Annotated in this window: 20 protein-coding genes, 2 tRNA genes and 1 pseudogene; 15 read left to right on the plus strand and 8 right to left on the minus strand. The window is 55.5% G+C overall.

Annotation, left to right across the window (positions count from 1 at the left end; all coding sequences use genetic code 11):
- Positions 1 to 9 precede the first annotated feature (9 nt).
- Positions 10 to 315, plus strand: coding sequence for a YkgJ family cysteine cluster protein (locus GHN86_RS08185; RefSeq protein WP_153386388.1), 306 nt, complete (start codon positions 10 to 12; stop codon positions 313 to 315).
- On the opposite strand, the gene GHN86_RS08190 is transcribed toward GHN86_RS08185, so the two are convergent.
- The 6 genes from GHN86_RS08190 to hemA all read right to left on the minus strand — a co-directional run bounded on the left by GHN86_RS08190 (position 312) and on the right by hemA (position 5,672).
- Positions 312 to 830, minus strand: a complete 519-nt coding sequence (locus tag GHN86_RS08190; RefSeq protein WP_153378486.1) for an acyloxyacyl hydrolase — start codon at positions 828 to 830, stop codon at positions 312 to 314. The genes GHN86_RS08185 and GHN86_RS08190 overlap by 4 nt on opposite strands.
- 115 nt (positions 831 to 945) lie before the next feature.
- Positions 946 to 1,737, minus strand: coding sequence for a glutamate racemase (gene murI / locus GHN86_RS08195; RefSeq protein WP_153378485.1), 792 nt, complete (start codon positions 1,735 to 1,737; stop codon positions 946 to 948).
- Entirely contained in the window at positions 1,730 to 2,479 is a 750-nt protein-coding gene (locus GHN86_RS08200) for a molybdopterin-synthase adenylyltransferase MoeB (protein ID WP_323369961.1), read from the minus strand. Before GHN86_RS08200 ends, murI begins: the two co-directional genes overlap by 8 nt.
- Positions 2,473 to 3,303, minus strand: a complete 831-nt coding sequence (prmC, locus tag GHN86_RS08205) for a peptide chain release factor N(5)-glutamine methyltransferase (RefSeq protein WP_153378484.1) — start codon at positions 3,301 to 3,303, stop codon at positions 2,473 to 2,475. The genes GHN86_RS08200 and prmC overlap by 7 nt, the downstream gene beginning before the upstream one ends.
- On the minus strand, positions 3,304 to 4,386 hold the full coding sequence (prfA, locus tag GHN86_RS08210; RefSeq protein WP_153378483.1) for a peptide chain release factor 1: 1,083 nt from the start codon (positions 4,384 to 4,386) through the stop codon (positions 3,304 to 3,306).
- Between the two features lie 2 nt (positions 4,387 to 4,388).
- Entirely contained in the window at positions 4,389 to 5,672 is a 1,284-nt protein-coding gene (gene hemA, locus GHN86_RS08215; protein WP_153378482.1) for a glutamyl-tRNA reductase, read from the minus strand.
- Between the two features lie 213 nt (positions 5,673 to 5,885).
- Here hemA and GHN86_RS08220 point away from each other — a divergent pair, with 213 nt between their 5' ends.
- The 9 genes from GHN86_RS08220 (at position 5,886) to GHN86_RS08260 (ending at position 14,007) form a co-directional block, all read left to right on the plus strand.
- Positions 5,886 to 7,610: a tetratricopeptide repeat protein gene (locus GHN86_RS08220; protein WP_153378481.1), complete on the plus strand. Its 1,725-nt coding sequence runs from the start codon at positions 5,886 to 5,888 to the stop codon at positions 7,608 to 7,610.
- 3 nt (positions 7,611 to 7,613) lie between these two features.
- Positions 7,614 to 8,240 carry a lipoprotein insertase outer membrane protein LolB gene (lolB, locus tag GHN86_RS08225; protein WP_153378480.1) on the plus strand — a complete coding sequence of 209 codons (627 nt, stop codon included), beginning with the start codon at positions 7,614 to 7,616 and terminating at the stop codon, positions 8,238 to 8,240.
- A 1-nt stretch (position 8,241) separates the two neighbouring features.
- A complete protein-coding gene (gene ispE, locus GHN86_RS08230; RefSeq protein WP_153386390.1) occupies positions 8,242 to 9,117 on the plus strand; it encodes a 4-(cytidine 5'-diphospho)-2-C-methyl-D-erythritol kinase in 876 nt (291 codons plus the stop codon).
- A gap of 10 nt (positions 9,118 to 9,127) precedes the next feature.
- Positions 9,128 to 9,202: transfer RNA gene (locus GHN86_RS08235), tRNA-Gln, on the plus strand.
- A gap of 45 nt (positions 9,203 to 9,247) precedes the next feature.
- The gene (locus GHN86_RS08240; RefSeq protein WP_003208392.1) at positions 9,248 to 10,189 is read left to right on the plus strand and encodes a ribose-phosphate pyrophosphokinase; all 942 of its coding nucleotides are present in this window, start codon (positions 9,248 to 9,250) and stop codon (positions 10,187 to 10,189) included.
- A gap of 139 nt (positions 10,190 to 10,328) precedes the next feature.
- Complete coding sequence (locus tag GHN86_RS08245; RefSeq protein WP_122786345.1) at positions 10,329 to 10,919, plus strand: 50S ribosomal protein L25/general stress protein Ctc; 591 nt, start codon at positions 10,329 to 10,331, stop codon at positions 10,917 to 10,919.
- A 166-nt stretch (positions 10,920 to 11,085) separates the two neighbouring features.
- A complete protein-coding gene (pth, locus tag GHN86_RS08250; protein ID WP_122786344.1) occupies positions 11,086 to 11,670 on the plus strand; it encodes an aminoacyl-tRNA hydrolase in 585 nt (194 codons plus the stop codon).
- Between the two features lie 23 nt (positions 11,671 to 11,693).
- Complete coding sequence (ychF, locus tag GHN86_RS08255) at positions 11,694 to 12,794, plus strand: redox-regulated ATPase YchF (protein ID WP_122786343.1); 1,101 nt, start codon at positions 11,694 to 11,696, stop codon at positions 12,792 to 12,794.
- A 136-nt stretch (positions 12,795 to 12,930) separates the two neighbouring features.
- Positions 12,931 to 14,007: an FUSC family protein gene (locus GHN86_RS08260; RefSeq protein WP_153378478.1), complete on the plus strand. Its 1,077-nt coding sequence runs from the start codon at positions 12,931 to 12,933 to the stop codon at positions 14,005 to 14,007.
- A gap of 144 nt (positions 14,008 to 14,151) precedes the next feature.
- Here the strand turns inward: GHN86_RS08260 and GHN86_RS08265 are convergent, their stop codons facing one another.
- A complete protein-coding gene (locus tag GHN86_RS08265; protein ID WP_153378477.1) occupies positions 14,152 to 15,369 on the minus strand; it encodes an MFS transporter in 1,218 nt (405 codons plus the stop codon).
- 172 nt (positions 15,370 to 15,541) lie between these two features.
- On the opposite strand from GHN86_RS08265, the gene GHN86_RS08270 reads away from it, so the two are divergent.
- The 5 genes from GHN86_RS08270 (at position 15,542) to GHN86_RS08290 (ending at position 19,093) form a co-directional block, all read left to right on the plus strand.
- A tRNA-Met gene (locus GHN86_RS08270) sits at positions 15,542 to 15,618 on the plus strand.
- A 464-nt stretch (positions 15,619 to 16,082) separates the two neighbouring features.
- The gene (locus tag GHN86_RS08275; RefSeq protein ID WP_153386392.1) at positions 16,083 to 16,748 is read left to right on the plus strand and encodes a DUF2491 family protein; all 666 of its coding nucleotides are present in this window, start codon (positions 16,083 to 16,085) and stop codon (positions 16,746 to 16,748) included.
- Between the two features lie 13 nt (positions 16,749 to 16,761).
- Positions 16,762 to 17,187, plus strand: coding sequence for a DUF350 domain-containing protein (locus GHN86_RS08280; RefSeq protein WP_153386394.1), 426 nt, complete (start codon positions 16,762 to 16,764; stop codon positions 17,185 to 17,187).
- 15 nt (positions 17,188 to 17,202) lie between these two features.
- Positions 17,203 to 17,925 carry a DUF1190 domain-containing protein gene (locus tag GHN86_RS08285; protein WP_153386396.1) on the plus strand — a complete coding sequence of 241 codons (723 nt, stop codon included), beginning with the start codon at positions 17,203 to 17,205 and terminating at the stop codon, positions 17,923 to 17,925.
- A gap of 10 nt (positions 17,926 to 17,935) precedes the next feature.
- On the plus strand, positions 17,936 to 19,093 hold the full coding sequence (locus tag GHN86_RS08290; protein ID WP_323369258.1) for a glutathionylspermidine synthase family protein: 1,158 nt from the start codon (positions 17,936 to 17,938) through the stop codon (positions 19,091 to 19,093).
- 33 nt (positions 19,094 to 19,126) lie between these two features.
- On the opposite strand, the pseudogene GHN86_RS24040 reads toward GHN86_RS08290, so the two are convergent.
- A pseudogene (locus tag GHN86_RS24040) lies at positions 19,127 to 22,351 on the minus strand (response regulator).
- Between the last annotated feature and the right edge of the window lie 132 nt (positions 22,352 to 22,483).

Genomic DNA, 22,483 nt, shown 5'->3' on the forward strand with positions numbered 1-22,483 from the left:
TGCGCGCCTATGACCACCATCCCCCTGACTGAAATTACCGAACCCGCCGTCACCTGTGCGACGTGCGCAGCATGCTGCTGCCAACTGGAAGTGATGCTGATCACCGACACGGGCGTGCCCGAGCGCTTTATTGACAACGATGATTGGGGCGGCGAGGTGATGCTGCGTCTGGATGATGGCTGGTGTGCAGCGCTGGATCGCAACACCATGATGTGCACCATTTATGAAGTGCGCCCGCTGATTTGCCGCGAGTTCGAGATGGGGGAAGTCGAATGCCTCAACGAACGTCAAGGCATCACGACTGCTTATCGCTAGAGCGGCATCGTGTAATGCAGCGCGTAGCTTTCTACGCCGTCATTGTGGCTGGCGATGCCGGCATTGGAATAATGCGTCGCGCGGATGCCCACCTCATGCCCGCCCGCAAAGCGCAGGCCAAAACCCAGTCGGTCTTCAAACTGGAAGGCTGATCCCAATTTGTTGTCATCAACCTGGGTTTTCGAAAACAACGACACACCAATACCCGCCTCGATGTATGGATTGACCGTTTCACCGGCAAACTCGTACACAAATACCGGCGAAAACGACACGCTGCTGACGCTGGACGAGTCTTGGGCATCCCAAAATGTATAAGCCCCATCCCAGTAGCCCGTCAGCCGACCGACACTGCTTTGCATCCAGCTTTTATCCCAATCAGACTTCAAGCCCAAGCGGTAGGTCATGCTCGATTGGCTGGTGTGCCCCACCGCAAATTCGATGCCTGCTGCTTGTGCCGTAAAGCTGTACCCCAGTGCAGCCGTTGCCAGTACTGCCAAGCCAAACAAACGCTTCATAAGAAAATCCCATTTCTATATGTCGATACACATTTTTTTAGTTGTATTCAGATCAAGGCGCTGAGGATTAGGCCTGTTTGAATATTTACTCTATTTAACCGGTTTTAACGGTTTTTTACAGAGCGAAGCTTCGCACAACGCCAGATTTATTCCACAAGACAGGTAGGATTTTTCCTAAATGCTCAGGAGAACCGCTGGTCCAGAAATGTGTATCTGCAGCGTGGCCGACTGCCAGCAAGTCGCGATCAGCCAATAAACGTTGCAGCTGACGAGCTACGGCGGCACCGGTGTCGATGAGGATGATGGATGACGGGAGCATCTGAGCGAGCAGAGGTTTGAGAAAGGGGTAATGCGTGCAGCCCAGAATGATGGTGTCGCACCCGGCCGCCAGTAGAGGTTCTATATAACTGCGTAACAGACTGTTCAGTGCTTCGCTATGCAGGTCGCCGGTTTCTATCAACTCCACCAGGCCCGGACAAGGCTGGGTGATGACTCGCACATCACTGGCGAAGCGATCCAGCAAGGCGGCGAACTTGGCGCTTTGCAAAGTGCCGGTGGTGGCGAGTACACCCACCACGCCACTGCGCGTCGCTGCGGCAGCCGGCTTGACCGCGGGTTCCATCCCCACAATGGGCCACGCCGGGTAACGTTGCCGCAAGTCGGCTACAGCCGCCACGGTGGCGGTATTGCAGGCCAGCACCAACGCTTTGGCACCTTGCTGTTGAAAAAAGTCGGCCATCACCGCGCAGCGCTGGCGGATAAACTCCGGGCTTTTTTCGCCATAAGGAATGTGCCCGCAATCCGCCACATACAGCAGCGACTCGTTGGGCAATCGTTGATGAATTTCCTTGAGCACCGACAAGCCACCGACGCCGGAGTCGAACACCCCTATGGGTGCTTCACGCATGGCCGCACACGCTGCACGCCGGGTCGCGCTTGACCCGCAACTCGCGAAAACGCGTGCTCAGGGCATCAATCAGCAACAGGCGGCCCACTAATGGCTCGCCAAAACCAGCCAGTACTTTAAGGGCTTCGAGGGCTTGCAAACTGCCCACCAGCCCAACCAGCGGACCAATGACCCCGGCTTCGCTACAGGTCAATTCTTCTTCGCTGCCATGCCCGTATAAACAGTGGTAGCAAGGGCTGGTCGCCTGACGGGAGTCAAACACCGACAACTGCCCTTCCAGGCGGATTGCGGCACCGCTGACCAGCGGCTTGCGGGCAGCCACACAGGCGACGTTGACCGCCTCGCGGGTACTGAAGTTGTCACAGCAATCGAGCACCAGATCAACAGCGGCCACGGCGTCCGCCAATGAATCAGCGTCCAGCGCCGAGCGATGGGCGACCAATTTGATTTCAGGATTGATTGCGTTGAGACGGCGCAACGCCGAATCGACTTTGCTTTCACCGACACTGGCGGTGTCATGAATAACCTGGCGTTGCAGGTTGGTCAGGTCAACGCGGTCGAAGTCAGCCAGATGCAGTTCACCCACTCCCGCCGCCGCCAGATAAAGGGCCACTGGCGAACCCAGCCCACCCACACCGACGATCAACACGCGGCTGTTTTTCAGCTTGAGCTGACCGTCGATATCGACCTGTTGCAACAGGATCTGTCGGCTATAGCGCAACAGCTCCTGATCACTCAGCACGGTAGGCGGCCCAAGGTGATGCGCTCATGGGCGCCCAAGTCCTTGCGACTTTCGATCTGTTCAAAGCCTGCCGTGAGCAACAAATCTCGCACGGCTGGCGCTTGATCGTAGCCGTGCTCAAGCATCAACCAGCCACCTGCATTGAGGTGATGCGGGGCTTGCGCAACGATTTCGCGCAGGTCGTCAAGGCCATCGGCACCGGCCACCAACGCGCTTTCAGGCTCGAAGCGCACATCGCCCTCGGCCAGATGAACATCGCCTGCGGCTATATAAGGCGGGTTGCTGATGATTAAATCAAAACGTTGATCGGCCAGCGCGCTGAACCAGTGGCTGGTGAATACACTGACGTTTTCGAGCTGCAAGCGCTGACGATTGCGTTCGGCCAGCGCCACGGCTTCGAGCACGCGATCAACCGCTGTGACCTTCCAGGCCGGACGTTCACTGGCCAGCGCCAGGGCGATGGCGCCACTGCCGGTGCCCAGATCCAGCACGCGAGCCGGGGTCGCAGGCAAAAGCGCCAATGCCGTTTCAACCAATAACTCAGTGTCCGGGCGCGGGATCAGCGTGTGCGGTGCCACTTCCAGATCAAGGTTCCAGAAACCCTGCTGCCCTAGAATGTAGGCCACCGGCTCACCCGCACGCCGACGCATCAGGTACTCGGCAAAGGTCAACGCCGCTTCGCTGCTGACAATTTTTTCCGGCCATGTGTGCAGATAACTGCGCGACTTGCCCAATGCAGCCGCCAGCAACAGCTCCGCATCAAGACGGGCTGTCGGCGAGTCCGGCAGCTCTGCGGCACGTAACAAACTGGCAATAATGGTCATTTATTCACCCAGCGCTGTCAGTTGGTCCGCCTGGAATTCCGCGAGTAATGGCTCAATAACGGCCTCTACACCGCCAGCCAGAACGTCATCCAGAGAATACAAGGTCAGGTTGACTCGATGATCTGTCACGCGTCCTTGTGCAAAGTTGTATGTGCGGATGCGCTCGGAGCGGTCGCCTGAGCCCACCAGCAACTTACGCTCGCTGGCAATGGCACTGGCCGCGGCGCTGGTTTGTTGATCGTTCAATTTAGCCGAAAGCCAGGACATCGCCCGCGCCCGGTTTTTATGTTGGGAACGCTCTTCCTGACACTCGACCACAATGCCTGAAGGCAAGTGAGTAATACGGATCGCCGAGTCGGTCTTGTTAACGTGCTGACCGCCTGCGCCCGAGGAGCGATAGGTGTCGACGCGCAAGTCCGACGGGTTGATCTCGATGACCTCTTGCTCGTCCGGCTCAGGCAGCACGGCCACGGTGCAGGCTGACGTGTGAATACGGCCCTGGGATTCGGTCGCGGGTACACGCTGCACGCGGTGCACACCGGATTCGAATTTCAACTTGCCGTATACATTCTCACCTTCGACCCGAGCAATGACTTCTTTATAGCCACCATGTTCACCCGGGTTTTCCGACAGTATTTCGAGTCTCCAGCCACGACGCTCCGCGTAGCGCGAATACATGCGAAACAGGTCACCGGCAAAAATTGCCGCCTCATCACCGCCGGTGCCCGCGCGGATTTCGAGGAACACGTTGCGACCGTCATTCGGGTCTTTTGGCAGCAACATGCGCTGCAGGTCTTTTTCCAGCTCGACCAGCCGTTCTTTGGCTTCGCGCACTTCCTCAACGGCCATTTCCCGCATGTCAGGGTCGTTATCCTTGAGCAAGGCCTGCGCACCTTCAAGGTCTGCCTGCACCTTGAGCCACAACGAATAGGTCGCAGCAATAGGCTCAACTTCGGCGTATTCCTTGGAATAGGCGCGAAATTTGGTCTGATCCGAAATGACTTCACCATCGCCAAGCAACGCGGTCAGTTCTTCAAAACGGTCCTGGAGGATGTCCAGTTTATTAAGCAGTGACGCTTTCATTACTATTTTTTATCCGCAGAGCTATCCGATGAGCCCTCACCGAGGGCAAAAAGTTCTTGGGCCATGGCCAGCGCATCGAGGCGGCCTTCGGCGGAAAGCTTTTTCAACTGCACGCTGGGAGCGTGCAGTAATTTATTGGTCAGGCCACGTGCCAGTTGGGCCAGCACGTCTTCCGGGTTGGCACCGTTGGCGAGCAGCCGTTGGGCCTTTTGCAACTCTTCATCACGCAGGCGCTCGCTTTGCTGACGATAGGCCTTGAGCACATCCACCGCCGCCAGTTCACGCAAGCGCACCATAAAGTCGTCAGCGCCCATGCTGACCAGTTCTTCCGCCGCCTGGGCCGCGCCCTGACGACTTTTGAGGTTTTCGGCGACAACCTCATGTAAATCATCGACGGTATAAAGGTAAACGTCGTCCAGCTCGCCGACTTCCGGTTCGATATCCCGTGGAACGGCAATATCGACCATAAAAATAGGTTTGTGCTTGCGCAACTTGAGGGCGCTTTCAACCGCGCCCTTGCCCAGAATCGGCAGTTGGCTGGCCGTGGAGCTGATCACAATATCGCTGTGCACCAACTCTTGAGGAATATCGGACAACAGCACCGCGTGGGCGCCGAACTCTTCAGCCAGAATGCTCGCGCGCTCCAGGGTTCGGTTAGCCACCACAATACGTTTAACACCCAGATCATGTAGATGGCGAGCGACCAGGGTGATGGTCTCACCCGCACCGATCAGCAGCGCCTGACTGCGCTGCAAATCGCTGAAAATCTGCTTGGCCAGGCTGACGGCAGCAAACGCCACCGACACCGGGTTTTCACCAATGGCCGTGTCCGTACGCACTTGCTTGGCCGAGTTGAAGGTGGCTTGAAACAAACGCCCCAACAATGGCCCGACCGTACCGGCCTCACGGGCCACGGCGTAAGCCGATTTCATCTGACCGAGAATTTGCGGCTCGCCCAACACCAGCGAATCCAGCCCGGAGGCCACGCGCATCATGTGACGAACGGCAGCGTCATCCTCATGGACATAGGCACAGGCCCGCAGTTCTTCAAGACTCAGATTGTGATAGTCCGCCAGCCACTGAAGCACGGCATCGGCGTTGAGGTGGTCCTGTTCGACGTAAAGTTCACTGCGATTGCAGGTGGAGAGGATCGCAGCTTCGCGACTGTCGGTGTGACGGCAGAGCTGCTGCAAGGCCTCAACCAACTGCTCTGGCGTAAAAGCCACGCGCTCGCGGACATCTACTGAAGCAGTCTTGTGGTTAATACCGAGTGCGAGGAAGGCCATTCAAGATCGCTGATGATGACGAGAAGCCGGCAATTGTCCTACTTCGCCCGAGTGAGAACAACCATTGCTGACTATTGTCTCTATAGTTAATGTCTGTTGAACCTCTCTGAACTAACATCGTCAGACCCCTATATCGATAGTCGCACGCCCTAGGGTTTGCGCCATCGCATGTGTCATGATGCCCGGACCGCAGGTAAGTCGCCCATCTCATATATGAATAGATCCTCCGCGTTGCTTCTCGCCCTCGTCCTTCTCAGTGGCTGCCAGGCTTTGGCCCCCGCGTCCCCGGATGACTCGTCACCGGCTGAGGATGTTGCCTCCACCCCGGAAAAACCGGTGGTCTACGGCTCGTTCAGCGAAGACACGCTGTACAGCCTGCTGAGCGCAGAACTGGCCGGGCAACGTAATCGTCTGGACCTTGCACTCGACAACTACGTGACCCAGGCGATCAACACCCAGGATCCGGGCGTGTCCGAGCGCGCATTCCGAATTGCCGAGTACCTGGGCGCGGATCAGGCCGCACTCGATACCTCGCTGATCTGGGCCAGAAACGCACCGGACGATCTTGAAGCGCAGCGTGCTGCCGCCATTCAGTTGGCGCGCAATGGTCGTTACGACGATTCCATGGTGTACATGGAGAAAGTCCTGCAAGGTAAAGGCGATACCCACTTCGACTTCCTGGCCTTGTCAGCGCTGGAAACGGATGCGCAAACCCGTGCGGGTCTGCAAAAGAACTTTGATCGCCTGCTACTCAAGTACCCCGACAACAGCCAGTTGATTTTCGGCAAGGCACTGCTGATGCAGCAGGACGGGGACGCTGAAGGTGCGTTGTCACTGCTGGAAAAAAATCCTCCACAGGACGGTGAGATCGCCCCGATTTTGCTGCGCGCACGCGTGTTGCAAAGTCTCAACCGAGGCAATGAAGCACTGCCTCTGCTGAAGAAAACCGTTAACCAATACCCTGATGACAAGCGTTTGGGGCTGACTTATGCCCGCACATTGATCGAACAGAATCAATTTGCCGATGCAAAAGTGCAGTTTGCCAGCCTGCTGCAGCAATACCCGGAAGACGACGAACTGCGTTTTTCACTCGCGCTGCTCAGCCTGGAAGGAAAGAACTGGGACGAAGCCGAAGGCTATCTGGAAGACTTGATTGCACGCGACAGCCATGTCGATTCAGCCCACTTGAACCTCGGCCGTATCGCAGAAGAACGCAATGATCCGCAAGGCGCATTGATCGAATACGCACAGGTTGGCCCCGGCAACGACTATTTACCGGCGCAATTACGCCAGGCCGATATCTTGATCAGCAACGGCCGCGGTGCCGAAGCCACTAAAAAGCTTGCCGCCGCTCGTGATGCGCAGCCTGAATACGCCAGCCAGTTGTATCTGATCGAGGCTGAAACCCTGGCTGCCAATAATCAGACGGATCGCGCCTGGGCAGTTCTGCAACAAGCCATCAAGCAAAACCCTGACGACCTGAGCCTGCTTTACTCGCGCGCCATGCTGGCCGAGAAGCGCAACGATATTGCGCAAATGGAGCGTGATTTACGCGCCATCCTCCAGCGCGAGCCGGACAACGCGATGGCATTGAACGCGCTGGGCTACACGCTTTCGGACCGAACCACTCGGTATGACGAAGCCAAAGCGCTGATCCAGCAAGCTTATGATCTGAACCCGGACGACCCGGCCGTGCTCGACAGCCTTGGCTGGGTCAACTTCCGCCTGGGTAATTTGCCTGAAGCCGAGCGCCTGCTGCGCCAGGCCTTTGAACGCTTCCCCGATCAGGAAGTGGCAGCGCACTTGGGTGAAGTGTTGTGGGCCAGTGGCAAACAACGCGAAGCCAAAAAAATCTGGGCTACTTTTCTTAAAGAAAATCCTGACAGCCCTATTCTGCGCAAAACCGTTTTGCGCCTGACCGGATCAGAGACTCTTTAACTCATGTTTTTTCGTCATGTTCGCCACATCATCGCTTTCAGCCTCCTCGCGACACTTGCTGGCTGTATGAGCCTGGGCTCCCATGAGTCAGTTGAAGGCCACGGGGATCAAGGCTTATGGTCACAACATAAACAGCAGCTGACGCAGCTCGACGGCTGGCAAATTAATGGCAAGGTCGGCATTCGCGCCCCTAAAGACTCAGGCAGCGCCACCTTGTTCTGGCTTCAACGTCAGGAATATTACGACATTCGCCTTTCCGGCCCACTTGGCCGCGGGGCCGCACGTTTAACCGGGCGCCCTGGAAATGCCAGCCTTGAAGTGGCCGGTCAAGGTCGCTTTGTGGCGGCAAGCCCCGAAGAATTGCTCGGTGAACAGCTGGGCTGGAGCCTGCCTGTTTCGCATTTGGTCTGGTGGGTACGCGGTTTGCCGGCACCTGACAGCAAAAGCCGGGTGTCACTCAACACCGACAGCCGCTTGGCCAATCTGGAACAGGACGGCTGGAAAATTGAATATTTGAGCTACGTCGAGCAAAACGGCTACTGGCTGCCGGAGCGGGTCAAACTGCATGGCCCGGATCTGGACGTAACCCTTGTCGTAAAAGATTGGCAACCCCGTCAGTTGGGACAATGACATGCAAAAAGATGCACTGGTGCTGCCCTCCCCGGCAAAACTGAATTTGATGCTGCACATCCTGGGTCGTCGCGAAGATGGCTATCACCAGTTGGAAACCGTGTTTCAGTTTCTCGATTATGGTGATGAAATGACCTTTGCCGTGCGCGACGACGGCAAAATCTGCCTGCACACCCCATTTAAGGGAGTGCCTCACGATCAAAACCTGATCGTCAAAGCCGCAAAAAAACTGCAGTACCAATCGGGCTGCTCGCTGGGTATCGATATCCGGATTAAAAAAGTGCTGCCTATGGGCGGCGGCATCGGCGGTGGCAGCTCAAATGCTGCGACGACATTGCTGGGCCTTAATCACTTGTGGCAATTAAATTGGGATGAAAATCGCCTCGCCGCACTGGGCTTAACGCTAGGGGCTGACGTGCCGGTTTTCGTGAGGGGCCGCGCCGCCTTCGCTGAAGGTGTGGGCGACATCCTTTCGCCGGAATACCCCGAAGAGCCTTGGTACGTAGTGCTTAAGCCGCAAGTCTCTGTAAGCACAGCAGAAATTTTTTCACATCCGTTGTTGACACGTAACACTTTGCCCATTAAAGTGCGCCCCGTTCCCAAGGGAAACAGCCGAAACGACTGCGAAGCAGTGGTAACGGAGCTTTACCCAGATGTACGTAAGGCTTTGAATTTGCTAGGTAAATACACCGAAGCAAAATTAACTGGAACTGGAAGTTGTATATTTGGGGCCTTCCCAAACGAAGCAAGTGCTGATAAAGTGCTGCACCTTCTAACAGAGCCCCTTACAGGGTTTGTAGCTAAAGGCAGTAACATTTCGATGTTGCACCGAACACTACAAAATCTGTCAAAGGAAACGGGTACACGGTACTCGTAGCAACAGATACAGGGGCGTCGCCAAGCGGTAAGGCAGCAGGTTTTGATCCTGCCATGCGTTGGTTCGAATCCAGCCGCCCCTGCCATTTCTTATACTCATCCAGGTTACCCTCAGCCTTCAGGTACTGCGCGTGTCCAAGATGATGGTCTTTACGGGGAACGCTAACCCCGATCTAGCTCGGCGTGTCGTACGTCAGCTGCATATCCCACTCGGTGACATTTCTGTCGGTAAGTTTTCCGACGGCGAGATTACCGCTGAGATTAATGAAAATGTCCGCGGTAAAGACGTTTTCATCATTCAGCCGACTTGTGCTCCGACTAACGATAACCTGATGGAACTCGTCGTGATGGCTGATGCCTTCCGCCGCTCCTCAGCGACTCGTATTACTGCTGTTATTCCTTACTTTGGTTATGCCCGTCAGGATCGCCGTCCGCGTTCCGCACGTGTAGCTATCAGCGCAAAAGTTGTTGCTGACATGCTTACCGTAGTCGGCATTGACCGTGTTCTCACGGTTGATTTGCATGCTGACCAAATTCAGGGTTTCTTCGATATTCCTGTAGATAACATCTATGGCTCCCCAGTTTTGGTGGATGACATCGAAGATCAGCGCTTTGAGAACCTTATGATTGTGTCTCCGGATATCGGCGGCGTCGTGCGTGCACGTGCTGTTGCCAAGTCCCTGGGCGTTGATCTGGGTATCATCGACAAACGCCGTGAGAAAGCCAATCACTCTGAAGTGATGCATATCATCGGTGATGTCGAAGGGCGTACCTGCATTCTGGTTGATGACATGGTCGATACCGCCGGCACCCTGTGCCACGCGGCTAAAGCCTTGAAAGAGCATGGCGCTGCCAAAGTGTTCGCCTACTGCACACACCCTGTGCTGTCGGGTCGGGCAATCGAGAATATCGAAAATTCCATGCTGGATGAGCTGGTGGTGACTAACACCATTCCGCTGTCCGCAGCCGCACAAGCCTGTTCGCGTATCCGTCAACTGGATATCGCACCGGTTGTGGCTGAAGCGGTTCGCCGCATCAGCAACGAAGAATCGATCAGCGCGATGTTCCGATAAGGGCCCTGCCCTTCTCTGACATCCGTTGACGAAAAGTGCCCCGCCCCAACAGCCTGTTGGGGCGGGGCTTTTTTGCCCATGCCGTCCATAGCGCTGGTCGCAAACGCTAGGGCGGATGTGGATATTTTGGAGATACAACATGAACGATTTTACTCTGAATGCTGAAGTGCGTTCCGACCTGGGGAAAGGTGCGAGCCGCCGCCTGCGTCGTCTCGCAAGCCTGGTTCCAGCTGTAGTTTACGGTGGCGACAAAGCCCCTGAATCCATCAGCATGCTGGCTAAAGAAGTTGCCAAACTGCTCGAAAACGAAGCTGCTTACAGCCACGTTATCGAACTGACCGTTGGCGGCGTTAAGCAAAACGTGATCATCAAAGCTCTGCAACGTCACCCGGCTAAAGGCCACGTGATGCACGCTGACTTCGTACGCGTTGTTGCTGGTCAAAAGCTGACTGCAATCGTACCGGTTCACTTCATCGGTGAAGCGGCTCCGATCAAGAAAGGCGGCGAGATCTCGCACGTTGTTGCGGAAATCGAAGTTTCCTGCCTGCCAAAAGACCTGCCTGAATTCATCGAAGTTGACCTGGCTAACGCCGAAGTCGGCTCGATCATTCACCTGTCGGACATCACCGCTCCTAAAGGCGTTGAGTTCGTAGCTCTGGCACACGGTAACGACCTGGCAGTAGCCAACGTTCACGCTCCACGTGTTGCACCAGAAGCAGAAGCTGAGTAATTCATTACTCTGTCTTTGGAGTCTTGAGAAACATCGCGAGCTAACACGCAGCGAGTAAAGCGGACAAGATCGCGAAGTTTACTCATGTAAACCCGTTTTTTTGTCCGTTTTCGCCGCTAACCGTTAGCGGCGATGTTATCCACAACTCCATAGAAGGGCCCTTGTCGTGACCGCCATAAAACTGATCGTTGGCCTGGGAAATCCAGGCACCGAATACGAACAGACCCGGCATAACGCAGGGGCCCTTTTTGTTGAGCGTCTCGCGGCAGCCAATGGGGTTAACCTCGTTGCCGACCGTAAATATTTTGGCCTGACCGGGCGCTTCAGTCACCAGGGTCAGGATGTTCGTCTGTTGATTCCCACCACCTATATGAACCGAAGCGGCCAGGCCGTTGCGGCGCTTGCCGGCTTCTACCGTATTGCGCCTGAATCCATATTGGTGGCCCACGACGAACTCGACCTGCCACCGGGTGTTGCCAAGCTCAAGCTGGGCGGCGGCCATGGCGGTCATAACGGGTTGCGCGACATCATTGCACAACTGGGAAACAACAATAATTTCTACCGTCTGCGGCTCGGCATTGGCCACCCAGGCGTCGCCAGCATGGTGTCCAACTTTGTTCTGGGTCGTGCGCCTCGCGCCGAGCAGGAAAAACTGGACGCCAGCATCGATTTTGCCCTCGGCGTGCTGCCGGATATCCTCGCCGGGGAATGGAACCGTGCGATGAAAAACCTGCACAGCCAGAAGGCCTGACTCTACTCCTCGGGGAAAACACCATGGGATTCAATTGCGGCATCGTCGGCCTGCCTAACGTCGGCAAGTCCACCCTGTTCAACGCCCTGACCAAATCCGGTATTGCGGCTGAGAACTTCCCCTTCTGCACGATCGAACCGAACACCGGTATCGTGCCGATGCCCGATCCACGTCTGGACGCGCTGGCTGCCATCGTTAAGCCTCAGCGCGTGTTGCCGACCACCATGGAGTTCGTCGACATTGCTGGCCTGGTGGCTGGCGCGTCGAAAGGCGAAGGCCTGGGCAACAAGTTCCTGGCCAACATCCGCGAAACCGACGCCATCGCTCACGTGGTTCGCTGCTTTGAAGATGAAAACGTGATTCACGTTTCCAACAGCGTTGACCCGAAACGCGACATCGAAATTATCGACCTTGAGCTGATCTTCGCCGACCTCGACAGCTGCGAAAAGCAACTGCAAAAGGTTGCGCGTAACGCCAAAGGCGGTGACAAGGAAGCCGTCGCGCAAAAAGCGCTGCTGGAACAGCTGATTGCCCACTTCACCCTGGGCAAGCCGGCACGCAGCCTGATCAAGAACATGGACGCCGATGAGAAGCAAATCATCAAAGGCTTCCACTTGTTGACCACCAAGCCGGTGATGTACATCGCCAACGTGGCGGAAGACGGTTTCGAAAACAACCCGCTGCTCGATGTCGTGATGGCCATTGCCGAAGAAGAAGGCGCCATCGTGGTACCGGTGTGCAACAAGATCGAAGCGGAAATCGCCGAGCTGGATGACGGTGAAGAAAAAGACATGTTCCTTGAGGCGCTGGGCCTTGAAGAGCCGGGTCTGAACCGCGTGATTCGTGCCGGTTACGAAATGCTCGATCTGCAAACCTACTTCACCGCTGGCGTTCAAGAAGTTCGCGCCTGGACCGTAAAAGTAGGGGCGACAGCGCCACAAGCAGCCGGTGTGATCCACACCGACTTCGAAAAAGGCTTTATCCGCGCCGAAGTGATCGGCTACGACGACTTCATCAAGTACAACGGTGAAGCAGGCGCGAAAGAAGCAGGCAAATGGCGTCTCGAAGGCAAGGACTACATCGTTAAAGACGGTGACGTTCTGCACTTCCGCTTCAACGTGTAAGCCATCACACGTTTAAAAAACCGCGCTCAGGCGCGGTTTTTTTTGGTCTTTCATTTGATGCGCCTGCGCAAGCGCACTCTGAAGCTGGTGCAAGGTCTATGGTTACTACCATCTCAACTTAAGATCGGGAGTTTGAATGATCCCCCGCGCCAACTTCCTGCGTCGTTATGTCGATTCCCTGACCGAGAAAATCCTGACCCGCTGGTCTTCAGGCTGGCGGGACGCCTTGGCCAGCGCCATCGCTGCGGCGCTGGCATGGATTCTTGCCTACCACTTCTTCGGACACACACACCCGGTGTTCGCCGCCATCAGCGCCGTGGTGTGCCTGGCACCGGGCCTGCCCAGTCATGGCAAGCAAGCCGTAGGGCTGATGGTGGGCGTGGCCACAGGGATTCTTGTGGGGGATGCGGCCTTATTACTGCCGGATGGATACCCGCTGCTGCGGATCGGCTTTGCCACCTTCTCTGCCATCTCCATTGCCGCTCTGTACGGTCTGGGGGCCGTGGTGCCGATTCAGGCTGGGGTTTCAGCGGTGTTGATGCTTGCCGTGGGCCCTGAGACGGCTGGCGTGGTGCGGATGCTCGACGTGCTGGTCGGCGCAGGCGTTGGATTGGTGTTCAGTCAGGTGTTGCTCACGCCCAACCCGATCGGAATTATTGACACGTCAGCCAAGGAGCTGCTTGAAAAGCTCGCGCGCGGTTTCAGCAAATGCCAGCAAGCCCTTGAAGAAAACGATGCCGAGAAAGCCAAAAGTGCCGTGCTGATGTTCTCTACCGCCCATGACAGTCTGATAACGCTGGAGAACGGTATCAGCAACGCCCGCAATACCGCGCGCTGGACGCTGCGCGGTCGGTTTGTATCCAGAGAAGTCAAAGACATCGCAAACCGCTATGAGCGCCATGCGGTGCGTTTGTACGCCAGCTCCCTGCTCTTCTCAGAGGCGTTTGCCGATGCATTGCGCAAGGAGCAAGGCTCGCCCCCGGCGTCATTGCATGAACGACTGGCCAATGTCGCCAGAGGCTGTGCTGCCATTGCCAATGACAGTGACAATGAGAAACCAATGCTGCTGCCCGTGGAGCCCAGTCAGATAGAAGATGCCGTGTCCGCACCCTGGCAGCTGTGCCTGCAACACATGACTACGGTTGAAAGTGCCTTGGTGACGTTCGGCTTTACCACCCATAACGACGCCAGGAAAAACGCAGAACAGCCCTGAACCTCTGCCTGGATCCTCGACCTGTAGTCGCTGACGAAGGCTGCGATCGGGCGCGAAGCGATCGCTAAAAGGAACCTATCGCAGCCTTCGTTCCTCGTCAGCGACTACGAAGATCCGCTATGCGGCGCATCATATACATCGCGGTCAAACCTTCTTGCTGCGTGGCAAAAGAATGGCCAGCACACCCAACAACGGCAGGTACGAGCACAGCTTATAGACGTATTCGATGCCATGAATATCAGCCAGATGGCCCAGCAACGCAGCGCCGATACCGCCAAAGCCAAACATCAAACCGAAGAAAATCCCCGCAATCATCCCCACATTGCCCGGCACCAATTCTTGCGCATACACCACAATCGCCGAGAACGCGGAGGCCAGAATAAAGCCGATGATCACGCTGAGCACACTGGTCCAGAACAGGTCGGCATAAGGCAGCAGCAACGTGAACGGCGCCACACCCAGAATCGAAAACCAGATCACCGCTTTACGGCCGATGCGGTCGCCTATAGGGCCACCAAAGAAGGTGCCGGCCGCAACGGCCCCCAGAAACAGGAACAGATAGAGCTGCGAACTGGCAATCGACACATCGAATTTTTCAATCAGGAAGAAGGTGTAATAGCTGGTCAAACTGGCCATGTAGAAATACTTGGAAAACACCAGCAACCCCAGCACCACCAAGGCACCCAGCACACGCTGTTTTGAAAGCCCATGAGTCGCCTGCTGACCGGCCTTGAGCTTGAACAGGTTCAAATGATTGCGGTACCAGCGACTGATCACATACAGCAGTCCGATGGCGAACAGGGCAAACAAGCCGAACCAGGCAACGTTGCCTTGACCAAACGGAATGATGATCGCCGCCGCCAGCAAGGGCCCGAACGCCGAACCGGCGTTGCCACCCACCTGAAAGGTCGATTGCGCCAACCCGTATCGGCCGCCCGATGCCAGACGTGCCACCCGGGACGCTTCGGGGTGAAAGGTTGAAGAGCCGACACCGACCAGCGCGGCAGCGAGCAGGATCAGCGGGAAGCTGCCCACTGCTGAAAGCATCAAGATCCCCACCAATGTGCAGACCATGCCCGCAGGCAACAGCAACGGATTGGGATGGCGATCCGTGTAATAACCCACCCACGGCTGCAACAGCGAAGCGGTCATTTGAAACGTCAGGGTGATCAGACCGATCTGGGTAAAGGTCAGATCGTATTTGGCTTTGAGCAAAGGATAGATCGACGGCAGTACTGCCTGGATCAAATCATTGATCAAGTGTGCCAAGGCCACCGCGCCGATAATGCGCATGACCAGTGGGCTGGATTGAGGGGTGGGTGTGGCAGTTGTTGTTTTTGTATGTACGTTGCTAAGGGCCATGGGAGTTTCCGGACAGCGGTTGAATGCACGCATGCAGGTGCGTCAATGTGCCATTTTTTTACGAGGCATTACCATCCGGACGCCTTAAAACCTTAAGCATTTGATAGAACAGAGAAAAGTTTCAGATATTTGCTTGACACATGTCCATTACGAGGGAATAATGCGCGCCATTGGCTACATAGCTCAGTTGGTTAGAGCATAGCATTCATAATGCTGGGGTCCGGGGTTCAAGTCCCTGTGTAGCCACCAAACACCGGTTTCACCACATCGCAAGATGAAATGAAACCAACGAGAAAGCCCGCCTAGTGCGGGTTTTTTTGTGTCTGGTGCATTCATCCGGACTCACTACCTCCTCACGTCTCCCCTCTCTGAAGCCCTCACCCATTCTGAAAGGCAAGATCACATCGCTACGGCAAACCTTTCGCCAGTCTCTCCTTGTGAATAGATCTCGATAACGACGTCTTTAAGCGAGCGACAAAACTCTACCCCCTCCGTTTCAAACCTTGCACACGCTGATCCAATACTAAAACACTCAGGTTTTACCCTCTGTTCAGAGAGTGTTTTCCCTGCGCATTAAAAGAATTGGATTACAGACACAAATAAACAAGTCGTCCACAGTTCCGCCCCGAAGATCGCCACGCCTCACGATGCTGTCACCCCCAGGATTCAAACAAGCGTGGCACGTTGTTCATTCCGACGCTCAGGGAGTTGCGATGGGTTGGCTCAAGCAAGTATTGGGGCGCAAGGCGCTCAAGCGTTGCGCGAAGATCGCAAGCCAACCAGGCGAACCTAAACTGCCGTTAGGACTGACCTTGGGCAGTAACGTAAGCCTCAATGCGGCTTTGAAAAGTCTGCTGGAAGGCGAGACGGACATCATCGTGCCGGGCGATGAAAAGATCATGGCCATAGGTACCCTCGAGGCAGGGTCTGGTTACCGACTTATTCGCTGCTACCTCGACAATGAGCATTTCTATATCCAATTCCTGATGAGCGGGCCGCGAGAAGATGACATAGCAGCCCTCATCCTCTTCGGTTATCACGAAGTCAGAACCCTTTGCAGCTCTGCCGAGCTTCTACATTTGACAGGGCCAAGTTCAAAAATAGGCATGCCCTTCTATGAGTTGGAGCGCACAGAATATGTCCGCCAATGGGGAGCCGAGGATGGGCAAACCGAAATGACCACGCTGACTGAGCGGGTCATCAGTACAGAAGGTTCATATACCGTTCACCATCGTTGCGCGCTTTACGCTCGAAACCTGAGGCTGGCCAACCGACGCGAATTCCTGCTCTTGTCGATTGAAACCGATGAGCTCACAAACCGGTTACTTACGACGGCGGTCGGCGTGACACTTCAATTATCCGACCTCTCCATAGTCTGAAAAGGAAACATCAATGTTTGACGCTCTCAGGCAGTCGCTTAATGCCACTGCTGTGTCCAGTTTTGCCCTCTATATCCTGGTTGCAGCAATAGTTTTTGCACTGTTCCAATTCATTTACACCCGAATGACGCCTCACCGGGAGTTCGAGCTTATTCGTGCGAATAACCCGGCTGCCGCCATTGCGCTCGGTGGCGCTCTGATCGGTTTCGCATTGCCCGCTGGCAATATCATTTCTCATAGCGTCAGCATCCTGGACTTTATTGTCTGGGTCACTATCGCCGCAGGGATACAACTACTGGCATTTATTGCAACCAGCCTCGTGGTTAAAAATCTGTCCTCAAGAATTGTGAATGGCGAAATGGCAGCGGCGATCTATACGGCCGCAATCGCGATCAGCGTCGGCTATTTGAATGCTGCGTGCATGACTCCGTCTGCCTGAATAAGGAGCAACTCCATGAGACCTCGTAGTTCATTCAAGCTCGTGCTGGGCGGTACTCTGCCACTGGCGCTGACGGCGTGCAGCCAACCGGATGACCCTATAACGCCCCATCCAACTGTCATGCCTATTACACGGGTAAGCCACTCTTTCAACCTTCTGGTTAAGCATAACTTCAGCACTCTGCGCGAATGCGCCGAGTCACCAATACCCATGAATATCTGTTCAATTGCCTACAAAAAAGCAATGTCAGAAAAGGCCATAAACGCTCTATCTCCCAGCACTCCCAATGCGAGCAATACCCAAGCTATACGACAGGGTTGCCCCCCTTCCAACAGGCAAAAGCAACCTTCACAGATGAGCGGGTTCCAACTGACCGTTTCGGGAACTTTATCTTGGTCCGAACACTACAAAATCCTTAAGCCACTCTTGCAGTTAAAGGAAATCAGGAACGAACACACTATCCGCCTGGAAAACGACTTGATTTTAAAAGCCCTGCTTTCCAAGGGTAGTAGCACCCGCTACTTCAGCGAGCCGATCTATGAAGCGTGCAACGCTCGCACGGCTTCTAACGGTCCAACGGTATTGCGCAGCTTTGCCAGCGCCAATTACACGACACAATCAAGTACCCACTCTACGAGTACCAGTTCTTCAATCTCGCGAGGGGGATTTGGTGGGCAGGCACACGCGCGCGACGGCTGGAGCGGCAGAAGCTCAAGTGGATTCAGTTTCGGCGGCTAAGGGGCATACCGTGAAAAAAGTCAGCATCAAGGAGCGCGCCAACTGGCAACAGAAGGTGGAGAACGGCGGATTTTTTTTCCACACTGTTGAGGGCGCGCGCTATTGGGATGAGCGGGGTTATTACCAGTTTACTGAGGCGCAAATCACTCAAGACATTGAAAGGCCGACTCAAGAGCTTCATGAGATGAGCATGGACTTGGTCGCCCGGGTGGTCGAGAGCGAAGCGTTGCTCTCGCGGCTGGCGATACCACCTCAATTCCATGATCTGGTGTGGAGCTCCTGGAAGGATCGACAGCCTTATCTCTACAGTCGTTTCGATTTTATCTACGATGCTAAGGGCCCTGCCAAACTCATTGAAAGCAACGCAGATACGCCAACTTCATTGCTGGAAGCGGCCTCGGTTCAATTGCTATGGCTTGAAGATTTACTCCAGCAAGGGCATTTGCCTGTTAACGCCACGCAATACAACACGCTCGCCCATGATTTGACGCGTGTTTTCGCATCGCTAAATACGGACACACCGTTTTATTTCGCGTCAATCTCAGGCTCGGTAGAAGATCGCAGCACAACGGATTTTTTGCGCAAAATGGCCGGCATTGCGGGTATAGACGCCAGACATATTGATATTGAAGATATCGGGCTCACGGCTTCCGGGCGCTTTATCGACCTCGATGGCAACGGGATTGAACGCTTATTCAAGCTTCACCCATGGGAACATATCTTTCATGAGCAATTTGGCAGTGCTGTACCAGCGTCTACTACCCGTTTCATAGAGCCTGCATGGAAAGCCATTCTGAGCAACAAAGGCATGCTGCCCTTGTTGTGGGAATTCAACAAAGGGCACCCAAACCTGCTGCCTGCTTTTTTCGATTCAACGCCTGAAAAACCTTTGTCGAAGGGCTGGGTTCGAAAGCCATTTTTCTCTCGGGAAGGCGCAAATATAGAACTTCGAACCACAAGCGGAGAGCGCCTCTTTCAAGAAGGTCCTTATACCGAAGGCCCCTTTATCCTGCAGAAGTTTGAGCCTCTGCCCAAATTCGGCGACAGCTTTACGTTGATAGGTTCCTGGGTCATTGGAGATGTGCCGTCAGGCATTGGTATTCGCGAGGACGACACTTTGATCACAAAGAATACAAGCCGGTTTATACCCCATATAGTGCTCGACTGATTACCGTCTCAGATCGCCCGCAAGGGGCGATAATTACACCCTGTCCTCCATTCTCTGCACCACCTCACGCAAACGCTGCAACAACGCATTTAGCAGTGCGATGGAGGCCGTACTCAAAGGCTCCTGCAATAAAGCCAGTTCGCATTCATTGCAGGCCGCCGCCAGACTCACCGCGCGCACTGAAGCTAATGCACCATTCATTCGGTGTACATGATTGATCAACGTGGTGCTATTGCCCGCAATAAGGGCTTGCCCTGCGTGTTCCAGGTCTTCCTGCAGAGTGGAGATGAACAGCCGATGCATGGCCGGCGACAGGTTGATCCAACCGTCCAGGTCATCCGTGGGAATCGCCATCGTCACTGGCTGCAAGAGTTGCTGCACAGAGGCCGAGCCGTAAACCGATAACGTATGGCGCAATGTCTTGAGGCTCAACGGCTTGACCAACCATGCGCTCATCCCCGCAGCCAGGCATTGCTCGCCCTCTTCACGCATCGCGTTGGCGGTCACGCCAATAATCGCAATGGCCGGGTCGAACTGGCGGATGTACCGGGTTAATTGGTAGCCATCGAGTTTGGGCATATTGACGTCAGTGATAATCAGATCAAACGTCCCCTCCTGCCAGCGCAGCACAGCTTGTTCACCGTCTTGGGCCAACGTCACCTGAACGCCCAGCGCTTGCAGTTGTTCTTTGAGGATTTCCCGGTTAATGGGATTGTCCTCCGCCACCAGCACCTTCAGTGCCAGATGCGAAACAGGTTCTACCGTTGGGACTTTCATTGGAGTAACGGTGCCATGCGCGACGTCCATCAAGGCGTTGGCAATGCCGCGAATGTCAAAACCGTTGACCTCCCAACCCGCGGCCGTTCGTTGCGCCTGACCCGGCCCCGACTCCGTGGCAATAACCCGCTCGCCCGCCCATTGCACGGGCTGCAATGGGTCAGGTTCGATCTCCAGCAAAATGGCATTGCTGTCACCCGTGTCGGCTGCCGCAAACACATACGCCCGTGCCCCCCACCTCGTTAGCCAGTCAATAAGGCTCAGGGCAAGGTCTTTAAGTGGCGCCCGTACTGACACGCTGATGCCCTGAAGATCAATATCCGCACTGTGAGCCAGCGAGCCAGCAACCACCGGCAAACGTGTGTGCAAGGAGAAGCTACTGCCCAACCCCGGCTCGCTGACCACCCGCAAGTTGGCCCCCATCATTTCACTCAGGCGCGCGCAAATGGATAAACCCAGACCCGCCCCCCCTGCACGCTCGCTGCCACCTACCTGCGAAAAGGGTTTGAACAACTGCGCCAGCTGTTGCTCGTTGATACCGACACCGGTATCCGAAACTTGCCACTGCAAAGACACTTGGCCCTGCTCCAGTTCACTGACTTTCAGACGCAGCACAACGCGTCCTGAATCAGTGAACTTGATCGCATTGCTCAGCAAATTATTAATGATCTGCCGGATCCGCACCGCATCCCCGCGCACCAGAGGCGGCAGGGTGGCATCGGCACAGGCGAATATATTCAGACCTTTATTGGTAGCCGACGCGGCATAGCTGCGCACGGCGTCTTCAAACACGTCCAGCGGACAGAAGTCTTGGGCTTCTACCGCCATTTGCCCGGACTCGATCTTGGACACATCCAGCACATCGCTGATCAACTGGAACAGCACTGAGGAGGAGCGCTGAATGGTGGACAGGTACTCACGTTGTCGCTTGTCGAGCGTCGTAAGCTCCAGTAATTAGATATTGCCCAGCACACCATAAAGCGGGGTGCGAATTTCATGACTCATGGTGGCCAGAAACAGGGTCTTGGCCTTGCTGGCGTCATCGGCCGAGCGACGAGCCTGTTCCATCAGGTTGGCGTCATCCACGTGCCGGGTAATGTCGTTGAAACCGCACAGCACCACGTCTTTGCCTTTGTACCGGGTGAACGCAAAGCAGGCCTGCAAGTAGCGCCCCGCCACTTCCAGCTGAACCTCACCCAACTCATGCTCACCATAATCACGCTTGAACAACGCAATCAGTTCAGCAGTGCCCTGCCATTGCTGCGCACGCTGGTTTTCCAGCAGCACCACACCGGTGCCGCGTTGTACGACGCATAACCCGACCGGCGCACTGTCGAGCATGACGCGGTTGAACTCTTCACTTTCAGCCAGCGACTGGCTGGAGCGCTGAGCAGGCTCGATGATCCGCTCTCGATACCAGCGGTTAACGCGCCAGCCAATCAACACAAACAGCACAAGCAGACCCACGGCCGCCAATAACGGCCACTTCGCATAGCCAAAGAAGTTTTGATAGCTGATGGAATACAGGCCAGTCCAACGCTCCGGGCCCGCCGAGGTCAGTTTGAAGCGCAACCCGTCGCGGGCAAAACTCAAGCCTGGCGCCAGCTCTTCCACATCCTTGGCGTCACCGAGCAATACATCACCGGCCGGCGAGATCAGGGTCAGGTGACTATTGCTGGTCCTCATCAGTAACCGCTCAAGGTCACCAATATCACTGACATCCAGCAAAGCCGTTACCACGACCGAACCCTGATCATCTTTGGACGGCACAAAGTTGCGAGCCAGATCGATACCGATCGCTCCCACGATGTATTTACGTTTTTCCACGAGACCAGTCGGTGCTCTCATCCACAGCAATTGGTTGTCCGCCAGCGCTGGCTGACGCGGAATCAGGTCGTCATACAGACGCTTGGTCACCGCAAAGAAATTGTTTCTGCGCAGCAGGGGAAATTGCCGGGTGCCGTCGATGCCGGGCACGGCAATGGTGAACTGGTCTGTGGGAGAGAACACGAACACCTGTGGGGCCACATAGTAGGAATCTGACCAGTACGCGGTGAACAGGTCGGTCAGTTGCACGCCGAACGAGTAAACACCCTGCATGTCAGTCGCACTGAACTGATCGCGCTGGCTCACCGTAAACGGCATCGACTTGGCGGTGTCGCGGTTCTGGAACAAACGCTCATCGCCCTGACGGATCAACTCGACATGGGAATGCGGCTTGCTGTCCATCAACAGGTTGCCGCTACCCTGACCGTAGCTCTCGGCAGCGCTGCGCAAAAAAGCCTCATGTTCATGAATGCTTTCCATCAAACGCGCGAAGTGAAATTCGGTCTTCTCGCCCTCTTCCGTCAACACGCGGTTGATCGCCCAATAACTCATGCTCACCAGCAACAGGGCCAGCCCGGTTAGCGCAAGCAACAGTTTGTTTAGCCTGAGAGAACTCAGCGCCAGTGCACCAAGACGTACTTTTGCTTGCTTCATGGGGGTCTACCTATCAGGAACTGCGTCGGCCAGAACGTACAAAGTGAAACAGAACAGGAATCGTCTGATGGGATAAGAGCCGTCCGAATTGCATCCTATGTACCACCTGCTGCGGCATGCCGTGAACAGGGG

It is taken from the genome of Pseudomonas helleri, assembly GCF_009600315.1.
Lineage (GTDB): Bacteria > Pseudomonadota > Gammaproteobacteria > Pseudomonadales > Pseudomonadaceae > Aquipseudomonas > Aquipseudomonas helleri_A.